This is a genomic window from Pantoea sp. GbtcB22 (genome assembly GCF_019091025.1).
In the GTDB taxonomy this organism is placed as follows: Bacteria; Pseudomonadota; Gammaproteobacteria; order Enterobacterales; family Enterobacteriaceae; genus Pantoea; species Pantoea leporis.
In genome coordinates, this window is sequence record NZ_JAGXKB010000001.1 from 722,844 (window position 1) to 739,679 (window position 16,836).

A 16,836-nucleotide genomic window follows, 5' to 3' on the forward strand; every position below is an offset into this window, starting at 1 on the left:
TTCACGATCTGCATTTCACCTGTTTATCCTGATATAATGCCCTCAAGCGAGATTTAACACTGATTTACAACTTTGTATAACGGCATTAACCCTACCTATTGCAAGTATTTCAGCGTGCAGAAAATGCTTGCCCTGTTGGACTGATTCAGCCAAATTAGTCGCCGTTTTTCCTTTCTAATAACAATGTTGCGCGGGATTACCCAGCCTGACGCAGACTTAATTCCTGTCGCAAAACAGGCTATGTTAAAACTGAGGTATACGTGTCAACTGCAAACAAACACACTGACGGGGCGCCAAGCCTCAACGCTTTTAAGCAACCGAAAGCGTTTTATCTGATCTTCTCCATCGAACTGTGGGAACGTTTTGGTTACTACGGCCTGCAAGCCATCATGGCGGTTTACCTGGTTAAACAGCTGGGCATGTCCGAAGCGGACTCCATTACGCTGTTCACCTCGTTTAGCGCGCTGGTGTATGGTTTAGTCGCCATCGGCGGCTGGCTCGGCGATAAAGTGCTGGGTACCAAACGCGTCATCGTGCTCGGCGTAATGGTGCTGGCGCTGGGTTATGCGCTGATTGCCTTCTCCGGCCATGACACCTCAATGGTGTATATCGGCATGGCGACTATCGCGGTAGGTAGCGGTTTGTTTAAAGCTAACCCGTCTTCCCTGCTGTCGACCTGCTACGAGAAAGATGACGCGCGCCTCGACGGTGCCTTCACTATGTTCTACATGTCGATCAACATCGGTTCGCTGTTCTCGATGATGCTGACGCCGTGGCTAGCCGCGAAATATGGCTGGGGCGCCGCGTTCTCGCTGTCGGTTGTCGGTCTGGTGATCACGCTGCTGAACTTTCTGTTCTTCCAGCGTGTAGTGAAAAACTACGGATCCAAGCCGGATTTTGCCCCGCTGCAGATGGGTAAACTGCTGATGACGCTGATTGGCGTGGTAGCACTGATTGCGCTGGCGGCCTGGCTGCTGCATCACCAGAGCATCGCACGTATGACGCTGGGCGTCATCGCCGCAGGTATCGTGGTGATCTTCGCTAAAGAAGCCTTCGCGCTGAAGGGGGCAGCACGTCGTAAGATGATCGTGGCCTTCCTGCTGATGGTTGAAGCGATTGTGTTCTTCGTGCTCTACATGCAGATGCCGACCTCACTCAACTTCTTCGCTATCCGCAACGTTGAGCACGCGATTCTCGGCATCACCTTTGAGCCGGAGCAGTTCCAGGCGTTGAACCCGTTCTGGATCATGCTGGCAAGCCCGATTCTGGCCGCGGTGTACAACAAGCTTGGCGATAAAATGCCGATGCCACACAAATTCGCCTTCGGTATGGTGCTGTGTTCAGCGGCCTTCCTGGTGCTGCCGTTTGGTGCCAAATTTGCCAACGAAGCCGGTATCGTCTCAGTGAACTGGCTGATCCTTAGCTATGCGCTGCAGAGCATTGGTGAGCTGATGATTTCCGGTCTGGGCCTGGCAATGGTGGCACAGCTGGTACCACAGCGTTTAATGGGCTTCATCATGGGTTCGTGGTTCCTGACCACCGCGGGTGCAGCAATGATTGCCGGTAAAGTCGCGAACCTGATGGCGGTGCCGAATGATGTGACCGATCCACACACGTCACTGGCGGTCTACAGCCATGTGTTCCAGCAGATTGGTATCGCCACCGGCGTGATCGCCCTGCTGATGTTAATCACCGCGCCACTGCTGAACCGCATGACGCAGGATGATAGTCAAACTGAACTGAAACGCGCCAGCGCCAATCAGTAAGCAGAAAGCCGGGCATGTCCCGGCTTTTTTCTACCGACTATTTCGCCGCCATTCACATTTCCTTTAACGATTTCTGCTACCCACACTTCGCTTTTTGCTCGCTTAACTTCATGATGTCGGCTCACTGTTAATCTGAGTGGAATAAGCATGGACAGGTTTGATGAGCTTGAGGTATTTGTCGCGGTTATCCAGCAAGGCAGTTTGGCCGGTGCCGCACGTTTGTTACAGCGATCGCCACCGGTGATCACGCGCACCCTCAACACCCTTGAAGCCCGCCTCGCCACCACTTTGATTGAACGCACCACGCGCCAGCTGGCACCCACCGAAGCTGGCTGGCAGCTGTTTGAGCAGGCACAGCGCGTGCTGAGCGATTATCAGCGCGCCATCGACAGCGCTCACCACAGCGGCCTGCATGGCTTGCTGCGTTTAACCGCGCCGGTGCAGTTTGGTCGTCGCCACGTCATGCCCCTGGTGAATGCCTTCCTGCAACAGCATGCGGAGATGCAGATTGAAGTGGTGCTCAGCGACAGCTATCAGGACCTGATCGAAAACGGCCTCGATATCGCGCTGCGCATTGGTGCACTGCAGGACTCTTCGATGGTGGCGCGTCAGGTTGGCACTGTGCGTTCAACGCTGGTTGCCAGCCCCGACTATCTGCAACAGGCTGGCACGCCTGTTCATCCCACTGAACTGACTCAACATGCGTTAGTGACGAGCTTGCGCCATACGCGCGAGTGGCGCTTCGCTCACGACCTGCGCGTGCGCATCACGCCGCGTCTGCGGGTTAATGATGTGGAGAGCCAGCTGGAAGCGCTGCGCAGCGCACACGGCATCGGACGGCTGCTGTCGTATCAGGTTCTCGACGATATCCACAGCGGGAAACTGCTGCGCTTACTGCCAGAATGGGAACCCGCGCCGCTGCCGGTGCAGTTAGTGACCCAGCGTGTGAAGAATATGACGCCTAAAGTGCGGCAATTTTGGGATTTTGCGCTCGAAAAGCTGCCGTTACTGCCATGCTTTGCTGAATAAACCTGAACGGTGACCGCAATTCCTGATCGCAGTCACGGGTAAATATCCCTGGCAGACTTATGCTGCTTTGATCACCACAACACTTAAGGAGAAGCCATGATGAAACTCTATTGTAAGCCCGGTGCCTGTTCGCTATCACCGCATATTGTCGCGCTGGAATGCGGACTCGACTTCACCCAGGTGAACGTGGACCTGCAGAAGAAAGTGACCGAGCAGGGAGAAGATTACTGGCAGATTAACCCGAAAGGACAAGTGCCGGCGCTGCAGTTTGACGATGGCAGCATCCTGACCGAAGGCGTGGCGATTGTGCAATATCTGGCGGATCTCAAGCCGGATCGCCATCTGCTGGCACCGACCGGCAGCCTGACGCGCTATCACACGCTGGAGTGGTTGAGTTTTGTCAGCAGCGAACTGCACAAAAGTTTTAGCCCGCTGTTCCGTCCGGATACGCCGGAAGAGTACAAAACCATTGCCCGTGCGCAACTGGAGAAAAAGTATCAGCAGGTGAATGAGGCGTTGCAGGATAAACAGTGGCTGCTGGGATTACGCTTTACCGTTGCCGATGTGTATCTGTTCGTGGTGACGCGCTGGGCTAAAGCCATCAAGCTGGATTTAGCGGGGCTGGATGCGCTGGAAGCCTGGTTTAATCGGGTTGCAGAGCGCCCAGCGGTGCAGGCGGCATTGAAGGCGGAAGGTTTGGTTTAATCCGGCGCTATTCTTCGTCGGGTCGCTATCAGTGCGTACGCCCCAGATCGTTGGATCGTCATTCATGGTGAGCTGAATGGCAGGTGCGCAGGACTGCGCACCTCACGGGGAATTTACAGCTTTTCAGCGGCGAAATGCTGTGTCGGCTTGGCAATCGCATCCTGCGCGGCCACCAACTGCAATTCGTACTCGCCCATTTCGTGGGTTTTCAGCATCACTTCATAAACCGCCGCGGTGATGTGCTCGAGCGCATCCTGCAGCGACTTGCCGTGCAGCAGATCGACCAGCAGCAGACCGCTGGTGAGATCGCCCACGCCAACCGGCTGACGCACGCCAAAGTCCACCAGCGGACGGCTGATGTGCCAGCACTCATCGGCGGTCACCAGCAGCATCTCAAAACGATCGCTACGACGTCCGGCACGCGCCAGATGTTTCACCAGCACCACTTTCGGGCCTTTGCTAATCAGTTCTCGTGCCGCAACCACCGCTTGCTCGACGTTGGCCACTTCATGGCCGCTGAGCATCTCCAGCTCCAGCAGGTTTGGGGCGATGATGTCACTGGCGGGCAACGCCATTTTACAGTGAAACTCCGCCACGCCCGGCGCCACGATGCAGCCTTTCTCCGGATGGCCCATCACCGGATCGCAGAAGAACCACGCATGCGGATTGGCTTCCTTCACCAGACGCACGATCTCCAGAATCTGTTCGCCCTGCTCCGCCGATCCCAAATAGCCACTTAGCACCGCATCACAGGTTTTCAGGCGGTCAACTGCCGCAATGCCTTTAACGATGTCGGTCAAATGCGTGGCGGGCATTACGGTGCCGGTCCAGTGTCCATATTGGGTGTGATTAGAAAATTGCACGGTATTCAGCGGCCAAACGTTTGCGCCCATGCGGCGCATCGGGAATTCGGCAGCGCTGTTACCGGCGTGTCCGTAAACAACGTGAGATTGAATTGCGAGAATATTTTTCATTTTGCCCTGTACTGCTGTCTTGCCATAAAAAAGGGCCGGAAGCCGGCCCTGAACGCTTACTGCCAGTTAATCAGGCAGTAATGTTTTTTACCGCGACGCAACAACGTGAAACGTCCAAACAGTTTATCGCTGTCGCTGAAACGGTACTCCGCATCTGACTGTTTTTCGCCATTCAGCGATACCGCGTTAGAACCGATCATGGTGCGCGCCTGGCCGCGTGATGGCACCAGCTCAGCCGCCACCAGCGCCTGCTGCAAATCGTCTTCTGCCGTCAGCGTGATGGTTGGCATGCCGTCCTGCGCCAGTTGCTCGAAGTCCGCTTCGGTCATCGCGCTCAGGCTGCCGGAGAACAGGCTCTCGGTGATGCGTTTTGCCGCAGTTAAGCCGCTTTCGCCGTGCACCAGACGCGTCACCTGCTCAGCCAGCACGTATTGCGCGCGTGGCGCTGTGCCGCTGTTTTTGTCTTCTTCTTCCAGCGCATTGATCTCTTCAATGCTCATGAAGGTGAAAAACTTCAGGAAACGATATACGTCGGCATCCGCAGTGTTGATCCAGAACTGGTAGAACTTGTATGGACTGGTTTTCTTCGCATCCAGCCACACTGCGCCACCTTCAGTTTTACCGAACTTGGTACCGTCAGACTTGGTGATCAGCGGTACGGTCAAGCCCCACGCCTGCTGCTGATGCAGACGACGCGTCAGATCGATACCGGAGGTGATGTTGCCCCACTGATCGGAACCGCCAATCTGTAGCACCACATCGTGACGCTTGTTCAGCTCCGCAAAGTCATAACCCTGCAGCAGGTTGTAGGAGAACTCGGTGTAAGAGATGCCCTGATCTTCGCGGTTCAGACGCTGTTTCACCGCTTCGCGGTTGATCATCTGATTCACTGAGAAGTGCTTACCGATGTCGCGCAGGAAGGTCAGCACGTTCATGCCGCCAAACCAGTCGTAGTTGTTCGCGGCAATCGCGCTGTTGTCGCCGCAATCGAAGCTGAGGAAAGGCGCGACCTGGTTGCGGATCTTATCCACCCACTCGCCAACGGTTTCAGCGGTGTTAAGTTTACGTTCTGCTGCTTTAAAGCTGGGATCGCCAATCAGACCGGTGGCACCACCCACCAGCGCGACCGGCTTGTGTCCGGCATCCTGAAAACGTTTCAGGCAGAGCAGCGGCACCAGATGGCCCAAATGCAAGCTATCAGCGGTAGGATCGAAGCCGCAATAGAGTGCAATTGGCCCTTGCGCCAGTCGCTCTGCTAACGCTTCTTCATCCGTTACCTGGGCGACTAAGCCCCTTTCTTGCAATTGTTGTATCAGGTTACTGCTGGTCATCACTGACTCCAAATTGATCAGACTGCACCTAGGCTGGTACACAGCTTTCCGCTGACGTGCGGAGACGAAAAAAAAGAGGGCTATAGCATAAAGCGCTGACGCCAACTGCGCCAGCGTTGAAAGGGGATAAAACGCAGTTTTACGGGGCTAAACGGTCAATCGACCAGCCATTGTCATTACGCTGGTAGAGGAAGCGATCGTGCAGACGATGTTCGCCGCCCTGCCAGAACTCCACGGTGTGGAATCTGACACGGTAGCCGCCCCAGAAACTCGGCAGCGGCACGTCGCCCTGCTGGAATTTCTGTTTGAGTTCGAGGAACTTGCCTTCCAGCACGCCGCGCGCCGAGATGCGGCTTGATTGCTTCGACACCCATGCGCCAATCTGGCTATCACGCGGGCGGCTGCTGAAGTACTTCAGCACCTCCAGCGGCGACAGTTTTTCCACTTCGCCCAGCACCATCACCTGACGCTCAAGGAAGTGCCATGGAAAGTGCAGCGAAATACGCGGATTCTCTGCCAGCTGCAGCGCCTTGCGGCTGCCGAGATTGGTATAGAACACCATGCCTTGCTCATCGTAATGCTTCAGCAGCACGATGCGCTGATAAGGTTGGCCGCTGCTGTCAACGGTGGCGACCGTCATTGCGGTCGGATCCGGCAACTGCGCGGTGCAGGCCTGCTGCAGCCACTGCTCAAACAGCGCCAAAGGGTTATCGGGCAGATCTTTACGTCGCAGCCCGCCGCGGGTGTATTCACGACGCAGATGGGCAATATGTTGCAAGCTGTCACTGTCGCTCATGCTGTTTCTCTTTCTCACGTTTACTGAACGGAGGTATCCGCGTTCTGCAATTCACAATCATTAATCACGATTTTGTTATTACGTTCAACAAAAGCGCCATTGCCTTTTGACCAGAAGACGTAAGTGCCGTCGCTGTAGCGCGCGCCAGAGGCCGACACCGTTTGTGCCAGCGTCAGGGGCTTACCATCCAGAATAAAGCTCACCTGCTGCTTCGCGTTATCCTGAGTGACCGTCAGCGGCAAAGTCCCGCACTGATAGCGCAGTTGTTGCGGTGCCTCTTCCTGCTTATGCATCATGCCGCAGCCACTTAATAGCGCCACGCTGCTCAGTATCATCATTATGTTTTTCATTTTTACCTCTTAACGACCAAGTCGGGGATTGGCGGGGTAAATTGCGCCCAATACGCTCATGTCCCGCGCGCCCGTTACCGCCGGCAGGTTGCCCGGTAACCCATTTAATGTGCGAAACGCCAGCCACGCAAAGGCCAGCGCTTCCATATCATCACCGCTGATGCCCGCTTCGTCGGTGGTACCGACTTCCGTTCCCGACAGATGCGTGGCCAGCCGCGCCATCAGCAGTGGATTTCGGCTGCCTCCGCCGCAGACCAACAGACGATCGCAACCGTCGTTGAGCTGCACCTGCTGCGCAATGGTTAACGCCGTCAGCTCGGTCAGCGTAGCCTGTACATCCTGTGGCGCCAGCGCCGGGAAACGTTGCAGCTGCTGCTCGATCCAGCTGAGATTGAAATATTCGCGCCCGGTGCTTTTTGGCGGCGGCAGTGCAAACCACGGATCGCTGAGCATCAACTCCAGCAGCGCTGGAACCACCTGTCCGCTGCGCGCCCAGGCGGCATCTTTGTCGTACGACAAACCTTTATTGCGCCAAATCCACGCATCGATCAGCATATTGCCCGGCCCGGTATCAAAACCGCGTACCGGCTGGCCGGGGAGCAGCAGTGACAGATTAGCGATGCCGCCGATGTTCAGCACCATGCGGCGCTCAACGCTGTCCATTAACAGCGCCTGATGGAAAGCCGGCACCAGCGGCGCGCCCTGCCCGCCGAGCGCCATGTCGCGGCGTCGAAAGTCCCCAATCACCGTGACGCCGGTTGCCGCCGCGATCTGATTGTTATCGCCAATTTGCAGCGTATTCGGCGCATCACTTTGCGGCTCATGCCACACCGTTTGTCCGTGGCAGCCGATCGCCATGATGTCGCTGGCCTCCAGCGATTGCTGGTGCATCAGTGTTAAAACCGCCTCGGCGAACAGCTTGCCCAGCCGCGTATCCAGCTGCCCGAGCTGCGACAGCGTCAAGGTTTGCCCCTGACAAATGGCCAGCACCTGCTGGCGCAATTCCTGCGGGATGGGATGACAATAGCTGGCCTGCTGCGCCACCATTTGACCATCAATGGCCGCCAGTACCACGTCCACGCCATCAAGGCTGGTGCCGGACATCACGCCAATATAGCGTCCTGATTTCATAGCGGTTCACTCCCTTAACATTGTCTGGCTTAAGCCTGGCAAATTACCGGGTCTAATTCTATGATAAAATTCCGCTTTTCAGCGTCACTGCACAGTGCATTCCAGCTCAGAAATATTTTCGTTGGGTAATTGAATTTTTGTTGAGGGACGATGGTCTATGCTTCGCCCCAGCCGCGTTTTATACGGACTTAGCGTCATTTGCCAGTTTTCTGTCTTATACTCTGTGCAGTACAGGATGAGAAACATGGCGTTTTTTTGCATTAAGGAGCGTTCTGATGATTAAGCGTTTTGTAGCCGTGGCATTGACCGGCTTAACTCTGGCAGGTTGTGCCAACGACAGCACCCTCTCCGGTGACGTTTACAGCGCCAGCGAAGCTAAACAAGTACAAAGTGTTTCCTATGGCACGCTGGTTTCTGTTCGTCCGGTGAAAATCCAGGGCGGCGATGAAAACAACGTGATTGGCGCAATTGGTGGTGCAGTACTGGGCGGTTTCCTCGGTAACACCATTGGCGGCGGCAGCGGTCGCAGTCTGGCAACCGCCGGCGGTGCGGTACTCGGTGGCGTAGCCGGTCAGGGCGTTCAGGGTGCGGTCAACAAATCTGACGGTGTCGAGCTGGAGATCCGCAAGGATGATGGTAACACCATCATGGTGGTGCAGAAGCAAGCTGCCACCCGTTACTCGGTTGGCCAGCGCGTCGTGATGGCGTCAAACGGCAGCCAGGTTACCGTTTCGCCTCGTTAAGCGGACAGATAAAAAAAACCGACGCCTGGCGTCGGTTTTTTTATTTCTCGCGGTTATGAAACTCAAGAATGTTTTTTTCCAGCCGCGCAATCAGCGTCACCATCTGATTGATCTCCTCCAGGCTGATGCCGGAAAGAATGTCATCGCGCGTGGCATCAATTACATTCTCAACCTGCTCGATAATCGGCTCAGCCTGCTTGGTCAACTTGATGCGCTTGGCGCGACGATCGTTGGCGCAGGTCGCGCGGGTGATCAATCCTTTCTCTTCCAGCTGATCCAGCGTGCGCACCAATGAAGGCTGCTCAATGCCGATCGCTTTGGCCAGCTGAATTTGAGACTGCTCTGGCGGGAGTTGATGAATATTGTGTAGCGTCACCCAGTGTGTTTGTGTCAACTCAAGCGGTTTTAAACGCTGATCGATTAACGCGCGCCAAATGCGCACCAGACGAGACAGATCGGTTCCCAAGGGCGTATCCATTGCATCTCCTTATAATTAGCTTGCTAGCTATTAAGCCAGATTTTACACTATTCTGCGAGTTTACCTGGCAAATTACAAATACCAGGCCTGCATATACGCTTGCCGTCTACGCGCTATTTAGATGATTCCCGGTCAAAAAGGATGATGACACGTGTCCCTAACCGCCTTTTCCCCCAGCGCGCCGCTTACCGACCTGGTGTTCGGTGCGTCGCTGTTTTTTCCGCCGCTGTTTAAAGCGGTGTTACTCGGTTTCTTTTTCTGGTTGTTGATTCACCCGCTGATACGCGGCTGGATCTACTCCGGCGATGTCTGGCATCCCACCTTGATGGACCTTTCCCTGTTTGTACTGTGCGTCGCTGGCGCATTGTGGTTACTGAGCCTCGGATAAATCACTATGAAATTCAACCCTTTTAAGTATTTTTCAACCCTGGTGATTTTTGCGCTGGCCCTGCTTGCCGGATGGTGGATGTGGAATTACTACATGCAATCGCCATGGACGCGTGACGGCAAAGTGCGCGCCGAGCTGGTGGATATCACGCCGGAAGTGTCCGGTCGCATCATCGCTCTGGAAGTGCGCGACAATCAGTTTGTGCATAAAGGCGACGTGCTGCTGAAGCTCGATCCGGTGCCGTGGCAAATTGCGCAGGCCAATGCCGAAGCCCAACTGGCTAAAGCGCAGGCCGATCTGGCCAAAGCGCAGCATGAAGCCAATCGCCGCGCCAGCCTGCCGCGCAACGTCATTTCAGCGGAAGATATGGATGCCGCCCGCTTAACCGCCAATGCTGCCGCAGCGACGGCAAAAGCGGCGCAGGCTAGCCTCGATCAGGCACGCTGGAATCTTGAGCAAACCACCATTACCGCGCCCACCGATGGCTGGATCAGCAACCTGACGCTGCGCACCGGCAACTATGCCAGCGCCGGTACGCCACTGTTTGCGCTGGTCGACAGCCACTCTTACTACGTGATGGGCTATTTCGAAGAGACTAAGCTGCGCCATATTCAGCCCGGCGCAGCCGCGCAAATTGTGTTGTACAGCAACGGCGCGCACTTGCAGGGTTCAGTGGAAAGTATCGGACGCGCCATTTATGACCAAAGCGTCGCCAGCGATGGCGGGCTGGTGCCCGATATCAAGCCTAACGTGCCTTGGGTGCGCCTGGCGCAGCGCGTGCCGGTGCGTATTCGCTTAGACGCGTTGCCGGAAGGTGTGCCGCTGGTGGCGGGCACCACCTGCACCATCTCCATCGCCCACTGAGGTTGTGATGAATTTTCAGTGGCTGGCGTGGCAAAATCTGCCGTGGATAAAAGCAAGTGGGGGCGAGTGGCGCTACGCGCTGCGTAATGGCATCGCGATGTGTCTCGCCTTGACCATCGCCTATGCGCTGCAACTCGATCAACCTTACTGGGCCATGACCTCGGCGGCGGTGGTGAGTTTTCCCACCGTCGGCGGCGCCATCAGTAAAAGTCTGGGGCGCATCGTTGGCAGTTTGCTCGGTGCCAGCGCCGCGCTGCTGATCGCCGGACACACGCTGAATGAACCCTGGCTGTTTGCCTTTTTCATGGCCGGGTGGCTGGCGTTCTGTACCTGGATCGCCAATCACTACCAAAATAACGTGGCCTACGCGTTTTCGCTGGCGGGTTATACCGCCGCCATCATCGCCTTTAGCAGCGTCAACATCACCGATGTCACTCAGCTGTGGGATATCGCCCAGGCGCGCGTGTGCGAAGTGATCTCCGGCATCCTGTGTGCCGGATTGATGATGATGATTCTGCCCAGCACCTCAGATGGCAACGCACTGATGAGTTCACTGCGTCAGATGCACGCGCGTTTGCTGGATCATGCGGTGTTATTACTGCAGCAAAGCAGCACTGATAACGTGCGCACCGCCCATGAGAATGTCATTAGCCAGATTCTCACCATGAACCTGCTGCGCATTCAGGCGTTCTGGAGCCACTATCGCTTCCGCCGCCAGAATAACGTGCTGAACTATGTGCTGCACCAGCAGCTGCGTCTCACCAGTGTACTCTCCAGCCTGCGCCGCATGTTGCTGAACTGGCCCGATGCGCCACCCGAACTTTACGACGCCATGGCCAAACTGTTGCAGGAACTGGCGCAGCCGCAGTGCGACAAATACCGTTTGGCGCTGATTCTGCGTGGCATCACGCCATCAGCAACCGGTGATTACCGTCAACGCGCCTTCGTCCAGCGACTGCGTTATTTCTGCTGGGTGTATCTCAATGTGAATCGCTGGATTCGCCTGATTGAACGCGCCGATGCCGATACCCGTTTTCAGCCGCCGTATGCGCCCTCGCTGGCGCGCGAAAGCGACAGTGCTGAAGCCGGCTGGAGCGCGCTGCGAACCTTCAGCGTCATCATGCTGGGAAGCGCCTTTTGGATCACCACGCAATGGGATTCCGGTGCCGCCGCCCTGACGCTTACCGCCATCGCCTGCGTGCTATACTCCTCCGCGCCCTCGCCCAGTGGCAGCGTCTCGCTGTTGCTGAAAACCTTGCTGTGGCTGTCGCTGTTTAGCTTTGTGCTGCAGTTTGGTTTGATGGTGCAAATCAGCGCGCTGTGGCAGTTTTTACTGGTGCTATTCCCGCTGCTGCTCACCTTGCAGTTGTTCAAACTGCAGCAGAAGAAACGCGCCGGGATGTGGGGGCAATTCATTGTTTTTATGGGATCCTTTATCGCCGTCACCAATCCGCCGGATTGGGATTATCAAAGCTTCCTCAATGATAATATCGCCAAGGTATGCGGCGTAATGCTAGCGTGGCTGGCGTTTCAGGTGCTGCGTCCCAGTTCCGATGCGCGTCGCAGTCGTCGGCATATTCGTGCCCTGCGCCATGCGTTTCTCGATCAGCTTCGCCGCCATCCGCGCCTGAGTGAAAGCCACTTTGAATCGCAGATTTATCATCACATCAGTCAGCTCAGTAACAGTCGTGACGAGCAGGCGCGCGTCTGGCTGCTGCGCTGGGGCGTGGTGTTACTGAACTGTTCCCACATTGTCTGGCAGCTGCGCCAATGGCAGCCGACGTCGGCTACGCTTAGGCAAATGCGTGATAGCAGCCTGCAGGATCTGCAACGAATTATAAGTCTGCGCGGCGTGCATCACACCGCGCTGCAGGCCACGCTGGATGAGCTGGAAACCCTGATTGAGCAACTGCAGCAACAGGAGAGCGAAGCCAATACGCTGGCGGGCATTTTGTGGCGCCTGCGCTGCTCACTGGCCCAGTTAGCGCAGGCGGTACCGGATTGATTACTGACAATATTGCGTGGTCTGACGATTAAAATCATCCTGCAACTGCTGCAGCGATTTCTGTCCTTCAAAGCGGGTTTTATCCTGATCGGACATCGGTTCAATTACCAGCGCCTTCTCTTCTGAAGAGTAGATAAAGCGGCGATACAAAGTGGTGCCGGTGAAACTTTTGCCCTGAATACCGCCGCACACCACTGTCATCGCATGACGATAAGTTTCGCTGTGGGTGAAGTTGGTTTCGGTGGCGCTGCGCAAGACATTTTCGCAGCCATTGGCTTCGAGCCGATGAAGGGTGTGCTGGGTCAGCCATTCACGGCCACGCGCAATTTTCTCACAGCCGACGCGCAGCGGATTGGTATCAATGGTGCGTTGCAGTTGTCGACTGGCATCTAAACGCAGCTGTGTGTCGTTGGGTTGATCGCATCCCACCAGCAATAAACATAACAACATCATCCCACGCGCTTTCATTTCTGCCCCTGAAGGTTTTATTCCTGAATCAATATCATAGGATGGAAAAACCGCGGAGAGTAGCAAGAAAATGGGTCAACTTTTTTCAGCGTGAGGAAAGGGGGGCGACAAGCTGCTGCCGCCCAAAGCATTAAATTACGCCGCAGGCAAAACGCGCCCCGCCGCCGCCAAGCGGTTGCGGATGGTCGGCATGATTATCGCCGCCCACATGCACCATCAAGGCTTTACCTTTGATTTCACTCAGGGATTTGATGCGTGGTGCAACGACCGGATACGTCGCCTTGCCATCTTCTGTGACAAACAGCGCGGGTAAGTCACCAAGGTGACCATCGGCATACGGGCCAAGATGCTTGCCGGTTTTTTGCGGATCGAGATGTCCGCCCGCCGCACCGGCCGCCACCATTTTACCGTCCGACTCGCCCGGTTCACAGCTGCCTTTAGCATGCACGTGGAAACCATGAATGCCGGGTTTCAGGCCGCTTAACGCTGGGGTAAATTGCACACCGTATGGCGTTTCGCTAAGCGTGACGGTGCCAATCGCTGCCCCGATGCCTTGCGCCGTGGTTTCATGCAACGTGACTTCTTCTGACGCCGCCTGCGCACCCGCGGCGCAGGCCAGAGCCAGCATAACAATGAGGGTTTTCTTCATAACGTCTCCTTACGGTTAGATTCCCTCTAAGCCTGGACTGCTTTCATCCAGGCTGCCGTAATTTGACGCAGCTTTACGCTTTAGGGCACATCGTAGCCGATGGCGGCTTTACGGATGCGGAACCATTGCTGGCGATCCAGCGTCAATTGGCACGCGCCAACCGCCTCTTTTACACGTTCGATTTTACCTGATCCAATAATCGGCAGCGGACGGCTTGGCAGCTTCATCACCCATGCATACACCACCTGCTCGATATTGCTGGCGCCGATCTCCTGCTTCACCTGCTCCAGCTCATCGCGCAGCGGCTGATAGTGCGGATCGTTAAACAGGCGACCGCCGCCGAGGCACGACCACGCCATTGGGCGAATGCGATTTTGCTGGCACTGATCGAGTGAGCCATCCAGCAGCGACGTTTGCTCCAGCGGAGAGATCTCCAGTTGATTAGTGACCAGACTGAACGGCAAACGCGATTGCAGCAGCGTGAACTGCGAGGCGGTGAAGTTGGAGACGCCGAAATGGCGTACTTTGCCGCTCTGATGCAGCGCCGTAAAGGCTTCGGCAATCTCATCCGCGTCCATCAACGGATCCGGGCGATGAATCAATAGCAAATCGAGGTAATCGGTATGGAAATGGCGCAGCGAGTTTTCGGCGCTGTGCAGAATGTGGCTGGCTTCGGTGATGTAGTGACCAATACGGTGTTCAGGCTTCGCGCGCGTCGCAATGCCGCATTTGGTGACGATTTGCAGCTTCTCACGCAAACCCGGCGCGAGGCGCAGCGCGGCACCAAAGGCGGCTTCACATTGGTAATCGCCGTAGATGTCGGCGTGATCGACGGTGGTGATGCCCAGCGCTAAATGGTGCTCAATAAATTGCACCACTTGCTGCGGCGTCATGCCCCACTCCATTAAACGCCAGTAACCGGCGATCAGCGGTGAAAATGAGGGTCCCTGCGGTGCAATAGCCTGCGCTTGTAACATAGTTAAACTCCCTAAACACGGTTCCAGATGACGAAAGCGGGAGTATAACGGAAAGGCAAATCATCGTTTTCTTAAAACAGTTCCGGTTGTTGTGGATCATGATCTTCATCCACTTTTTGCTGCCGCTGCAGGCGCAAAAAGCGTTGCCGGCACAAGCGCAGCACATCGCGCTTTTGCGCATCGCTGAATTTCATCCAGTTAAAGCGCTCTTCCCGGCTGCGTAAACAGCCACGACAATAACCACGCGCGTCACTCTGGCAAATACCACGACACGGGCTGGGAACGGGGAAGAACTCAAGTTGCTCGGCCACATCCACTCCGCAATTAACATCTCATATCATATTGATAACAGCTTAATGACATTGTGCAAAGCGTAGACGCCCATTGTGCATAATCAAGCCATTACGGCGTCTGGTTACGCCTGTTTACCAAATAGCCAGCATTTATCGGATTTGGATGGTTTATGTTTACTCTTGGTTAAGGTTTTCCTCAGCTTGTCTTCATACGATTGTCACACGACTTCTTACCGTTGAGTTTTCATGAGATTCCCGACCACCCTGCAGTGCGGCACCAGCGGATTTAACCTTATTGCTGCGCTGTTCTTCGCACTAGTTTTAAATGCCCTGTTCTTGCTGCGTGCCTGGGAAATGATTCCTTACGATCATCCCCACGATTATCTGTTTGCCGCCAGTATTCCGCTGGTGCTGGCCTCGGCTTTCTATTTTATTTTCTCACTTGCTGCCTGGCCTTATCTGCGCAAGCCGTTGCTGATTGTGCTGGTGTTCGTCAGCGCCGCCGCCAATTACTTCATGCACAGTTTTGGCACGGTGATCGACACCAATATGATGCAAAATGTCTTTGAATCCGACCCGCAGGAAGCCTCAGCGTTGTTCAGCAGCCGCTATCTACTCTGGATGTTATTGATGGGGATGGTGCCGGTGGCGCTGATTTGTGGCGTGCGTATTCGTCGTGGACCGCGCTGGTGGTGGAATCTGCTGCAACGCCTGACGGGCGCACTGGGCGCAATATTGGTGATACTGCTGATGGCGGCGCTGTTTTACAAAGATTACGCCTCGCTGATTCGCAATAATAAAAACCTGATCAAGATGATTACCCCGGCCAATATCGTCAGCGGCACCGGCCACTATGTCGATCAACGCTATCTGCAAGGTAGCCAGGCGCTGGTGAAAATCGGTGAAGATGCACACAAAGGTCCGTTAATCTCCACAGCGACTAAAAAAACGCTGGTGGTGTTAGTGGTGGGTGAAACGGCGCGCGCCGAGAACTTTTCGTTGGGTGGTTACGCGCGAGAGACCAATCCAGAATTGAAAAAACAGCAGGTAATTTACTATCCCAACGCCAGTTCCTGTGGCACAGAAACCGCCATCTCGGTGCCCTGTATGTTCTCGAATATGCCTCGCATGCATTACAACGCCAATCTGGCGCACCACCAGGAAGGCGTACTCGACATCCTCGCCCATGCGGGCGTAAGCGTACTGTGGCGAGAAAATGATGGTGGCTGTAAAGGCGCCTGTGACCGCGTGCCGCACACCGATATGACGCAGTGGAAACTGCCGCAATATTGTCACGATGGTTTTTGCCAGGATGAGGTGTTGCTGCATCGTCTTGATAACTATGTTGCCAGCCTGCACAACGACGGCATTATCGTGCTGCATCAGATGGGCAGCCACGGCCCAGCCTATTATCAGCGTTATCCGGCTGAGTTCCGCCGTTTCACGCCCACCTGCGACAGCAAGCAGATTCAGGATTGCGATCATCAGGCGCTGGTGAACACCTACGATAATTCGCTGCTGTATAGCGACGACATGCTGAGCCGCACCATCGATAAGCTTAAAGGCCTAAGCGATCGCTTCAATGTGGCGCTGGTTTATCTCTCCGATCATGGCGAATCGCTTGGCGAGCGCGGGATGTATCTGCACGGCGCGCCTTACCTGTTTGCGCCTGCGCAGCAAACACACATTCCTCTGCTGATGTGGATGTCACCGGGATACGCGGCGGCGTACCACATCAATGATACCTGTTTACGCCAGCAAGCGGCTGACGCCAAGGTTTCGCAAGATAATCTTTTCCATACGGTTTTAGGCATGTTCAATATCCAGACGCAGCAGTATCAGCCGCAGCTGGACATGATCAGATCGTGCCAAACTGCCGCCTGAGGGTT

18 protein-coding genes are annotated in these 16,836 nt (G+C 55.5%); 8 read left to right on the forward strand and 10 right to left on the reverse strand.

Going from position 1 to position 16,836, the window contains the following annotated elements:
• Positions 1-260 precede the first annotated feature (260 nt).
• The 3 genes from dtpA (at position 261) to gstA (ending at position 3,500) form a co-directional block, all read left to right on the forward strand.
• Entirely contained in the window at positions 261-1,766 is a 1,506-nt protein-coding gene (gene dtpA, locus KVT28_RS03335) for a dipeptide/tripeptide permease DtpA (RefSeq protein ID WP_101764531.1), read from the forward strand.
• A 147-nt stretch (positions 1,767-1,913) separates the two neighbouring features.
• Complete coding sequence (locus KVT28_RS03340; protein ID WP_110866047.1) at positions 1,914-2,795, forward strand: LysR family transcriptional regulator; 882 nt, start codon at positions 1,914-1,916, stop codon at positions 2,793-2,795.
• Positions 2,796-2,894: 99 nt separating this feature from the next.
• Complete coding sequence (gene gstA / locus KVT28_RS03345; RefSeq protein WP_192234504.1) at positions 2,895-3,500, forward strand: glutathione transferase GstA; 606 nt, start codon at positions 2,895-2,897, stop codon at positions 3,498-3,500.
• 113 nt (positions 3,501-3,613) lie between these two features.
• On the opposite strand, the gene pdxY is transcribed toward gstA, so the two are convergent.
• The 5 genes from pdxY to anmK all read right to left on the reverse strand — a co-directional run bounded on the left by pdxY (position 3,614) and on the right by anmK (position 8,082).
• Positions 3,614-4,474 carry a pyridoxal kinase PdxY gene (pdxY, locus tag KVT28_RS03350; protein ID WP_101764534.1) on the reverse strand — a complete coding sequence of 287 codons (861 nt, stop codon included), beginning with the start codon at positions 4,472-4,474 and terminating at the stop codon, positions 3,614-3,616.
• A 56-nt stretch (positions 4,475-4,530) separates the two neighbouring features.
• Entirely contained in the window at positions 4,531-5,805 is a 1,275-nt protein-coding gene (gene tyrS / locus KVT28_RS03355) for a tyrosine--tRNA ligase (RefSeq protein ID WP_008110275.1), read from the reverse strand.
• Between the two features lie 139 nt (positions 5,806-5,944).
• On the reverse strand, positions 5,945-6,601 hold the full coding sequence (gene pdxH, locus KVT28_RS03360; RefSeq protein WP_101764536.1) for a pyridoxamine 5'-phosphate oxidase: 657 nt from the start codon (positions 6,599-6,601) through the stop codon (positions 5,945-5,947).
• 20 nt (positions 6,602-6,621) lie between these two features.
• Positions 6,622-6,951: an MliC family protein gene (locus KVT28_RS03365; RefSeq protein ID WP_110866045.1), complete on the reverse strand. Its 330-nt coding sequence runs from the start codon at positions 6,949-6,951 to the stop codon at positions 6,622-6,624.
• A 9-nt stretch (positions 6,952-6,960) separates the two neighbouring features.
• The gene (gene anmK / locus KVT28_RS03370; protein WP_217546782.1) at positions 6,961-8,082 is read right to left on the reverse strand and encodes an anhydro-N-acetylmuramic acid kinase; all 1,122 of its coding nucleotides are present in this window, start codon (positions 8,080-8,082) and stop codon (positions 6,961-6,963) included.
• A 275-nt stretch (positions 8,083-8,357) separates the two neighbouring features.
• On the opposite strand from anmK, the gene slyB reads away from it, so the two are divergent.
• Positions 8,358-8,825 carry an outer membrane lipoprotein SlyB gene (gene slyB, locus KVT28_RS03375; RefSeq protein ID WP_008110282.1) on the forward strand — a complete coding sequence of 156 codons (468 nt, stop codon included), beginning with the start codon at positions 8,358-8,360 and terminating at the stop codon, positions 8,823-8,825.
• A 40-nt stretch (positions 8,826-8,865) separates the two neighbouring features.
• Here the strand turns inward: slyB and slyA are convergent, their stop codons facing one another.
• Complete coding sequence (gene slyA, locus KVT28_RS03380; protein ID WP_007892783.1) at positions 8,866-9,303, reverse strand: transcriptional regulator SlyA; 438 nt, start codon at positions 9,301-9,303, stop codon at positions 8,866-8,868.
• Positions 9,304-9,454: 151 nt separating this feature from the next.
• Here slyA and KVT28_RS03385 point away from each other — a divergent pair, with 151 nt between their 5' ends.
• The 3 genes from KVT28_RS03385 to KVT28_RS03395 are packed head-to-tail and all read left to right on the forward strand — an operon-like array spanning position 9,455 to position 12,560.
• The gene (locus KVT28_RS03385; protein WP_008110284.1) at positions 9,455-9,691 is read left to right on the forward strand and encodes a DUF1656 domain-containing protein; all 237 of its coding nucleotides are present in this window, start codon (positions 9,455-9,457) and stop codon (positions 9,689-9,691) included.
• A 6-nt stretch (positions 9,692-9,697) separates the two neighbouring features.
• A complete protein-coding gene (locus KVT28_RS03390) occupies positions 9,698-10,555 on the forward strand; it encodes an HlyD family secretion protein (RefSeq protein ID WP_101764539.1) in 858 nt (285 codons plus the stop codon).
• Positions 10,556-10,562: 7 nt separating this feature from the next.
• Positions 10,563-12,560, forward strand: coding sequence for an FUSC family protein (locus KVT28_RS03395; protein ID WP_217546785.1), 1,998 nt, complete (start codon positions 10,563-10,565; stop codon positions 12,558-12,560).
• Here the strand turns inward: KVT28_RS03395 and KVT28_RS03400 are convergent, their stop codons facing one another.
• The 4 genes from KVT28_RS03400 to KVT28_RS03415 form a co-directional block, all read right to left on the reverse strand.
• Positions 12,561-13,028, reverse strand: a complete 468-nt coding sequence (locus KVT28_RS03400) for a hypothetical protein (RefSeq protein WP_101764541.1) — start codon at positions 13,026-13,028, stop codon at positions 12,561-12,563.
• A gap of 130 nt (positions 13,029-13,158) precedes the next feature.
• The gene (gene sodC / locus KVT28_RS03405; protein WP_217546788.1) at positions 13,159-13,677 is read right to left on the reverse strand and encodes a superoxide dismutase family protein; all 519 of its coding nucleotides are present in this window, start codon (positions 13,675-13,677) and stop codon (positions 13,159-13,161) included.
• Between the two features lie 80 nt (positions 13,678-13,757).
• Entirely contained in the window at positions 13,758-14,654 is an 897-nt protein-coding gene (locus tag KVT28_RS03410; RefSeq protein WP_137385685.1) for an aldo/keto reductase family oxidoreductase, read from the reverse strand.
• Positions 14,655-14,725: 71 nt separating this feature from the next.
• Positions 14,726-14,965 (reverse strand): DUF1289 domain-containing protein, encoded by a 240-nt coding sequence (locus KVT28_RS03415; protein ID WP_008110296.1) that lies wholly within the window; start codon positions 14,963-14,965, stop codon positions 14,726-14,728.
• A 228-nt stretch (positions 14,966-15,193) separates the two neighbouring features.
• On the opposite strand from KVT28_RS03415, the gene eptA reads away from it, so the two are divergent.
• Complete coding sequence (gene eptA, locus KVT28_RS03420) at positions 15,194-16,831, forward strand: phosphoethanolamine transferase EptA (RefSeq protein WP_217546791.1); 1,638 nt, start codon at positions 15,194-15,196, stop codon at positions 16,829-16,831.
• Positions 16,832-16,836 lie beyond the last annotated feature (5 nt).

Coding starts and splice junctions, on each gene's coding strand:
- sodC (WP_217546788.1), bottom strand. CDS start 13,677: ATGAAGAAAACCCTCATTGTTATGCTGGCTCTGGCCTGCGCCGCGGGT.
- gstA (WP_192234504.1), top strand. CDS start 2,895: ATGAAACTCTATTGTAAGCCCGGTGCCTGTTCGCTATCACCGCATATT.
- slyB (WP_008110282.1), top strand. CDS start 8,358: ATGATTAAGCGTTTTGTAGCCGTGGCATTGACCGGCTTAACTCTGGCA.
- anmK (WP_217546782.1), bottom strand. CDS start 8,082: ATGAAATCAGGACGCTATATTGGCGTGATGTCCGGCACCAGCCTTGAT.
- slyA (WP_007892783.1), bottom strand. CDS start 9,303: ATGGATACGCCCTTGGGAACCGATCTGTCTCGTCTGGTGCGCATTTGG.
- KVT28_RS03410 (WP_137385685.1), bottom strand. CDS start 14,654: ATGTTACAAGCGCAGGCTATTGCACCGCAGGGACCCTCATTTTCACCG.
- KVT28_RS03340 (WP_110866047.1), top strand. CDS start 1,914: ATGGACAGGTTTGATGAGCTTGAGGTATTTGTCGCGGTTATCCAGCAA.
- KVT28_RS03395 (WP_217546785.1), top strand. CDS start 10,563: ATGAATTTTCAGTGGCTGGCGTGGCAAAATCTGCCGTGGATAAAAGCA.
- eptA (WP_217546791.1), top strand. CDS start 15,194: ATGAGATTCCCGACCACCCTGCAGTGCGGCACCAGCGGATTTAACCTT.
- KVT28_RS03365 (WP_110866045.1), bottom strand. CDS start 6,951: ATGAAAAACATAATGATGATACTGAGCAGCGTGGCGCTATTAAGTGGC.
- tyrS (WP_008110275.1), bottom strand. CDS start 5,805: ATGACCAGCAGTAACCTGATACAACAATTGCAAGAAAGGGGCTTAGTC.
- pdxH (WP_101764536.1), bottom strand. CDS start 6,601: ATGAGCGACAGTGACAGCTTGCAACATATTGCCCATCTGCGTCGTGAA.
- KVT28_RS03390 (WP_101764539.1), top strand. CDS start 9,698: ATGAAATTCAACCCTTTTAAGTATTTTTCAACCCTGGTGATTTTTGCG.
- pdxY (WP_101764534.1), bottom strand. CDS start 4,474: ATGAAAAATATTCTCGCAATTCAATCTCACGTTGTTTACGGACACGCC.
- KVT28_RS03400 (WP_101764541.1), bottom strand. CDS start 13,028: ATGAAAGCGCGTGGGATGATGTTGTTATGTTTATTGCTGGTGGGATGC.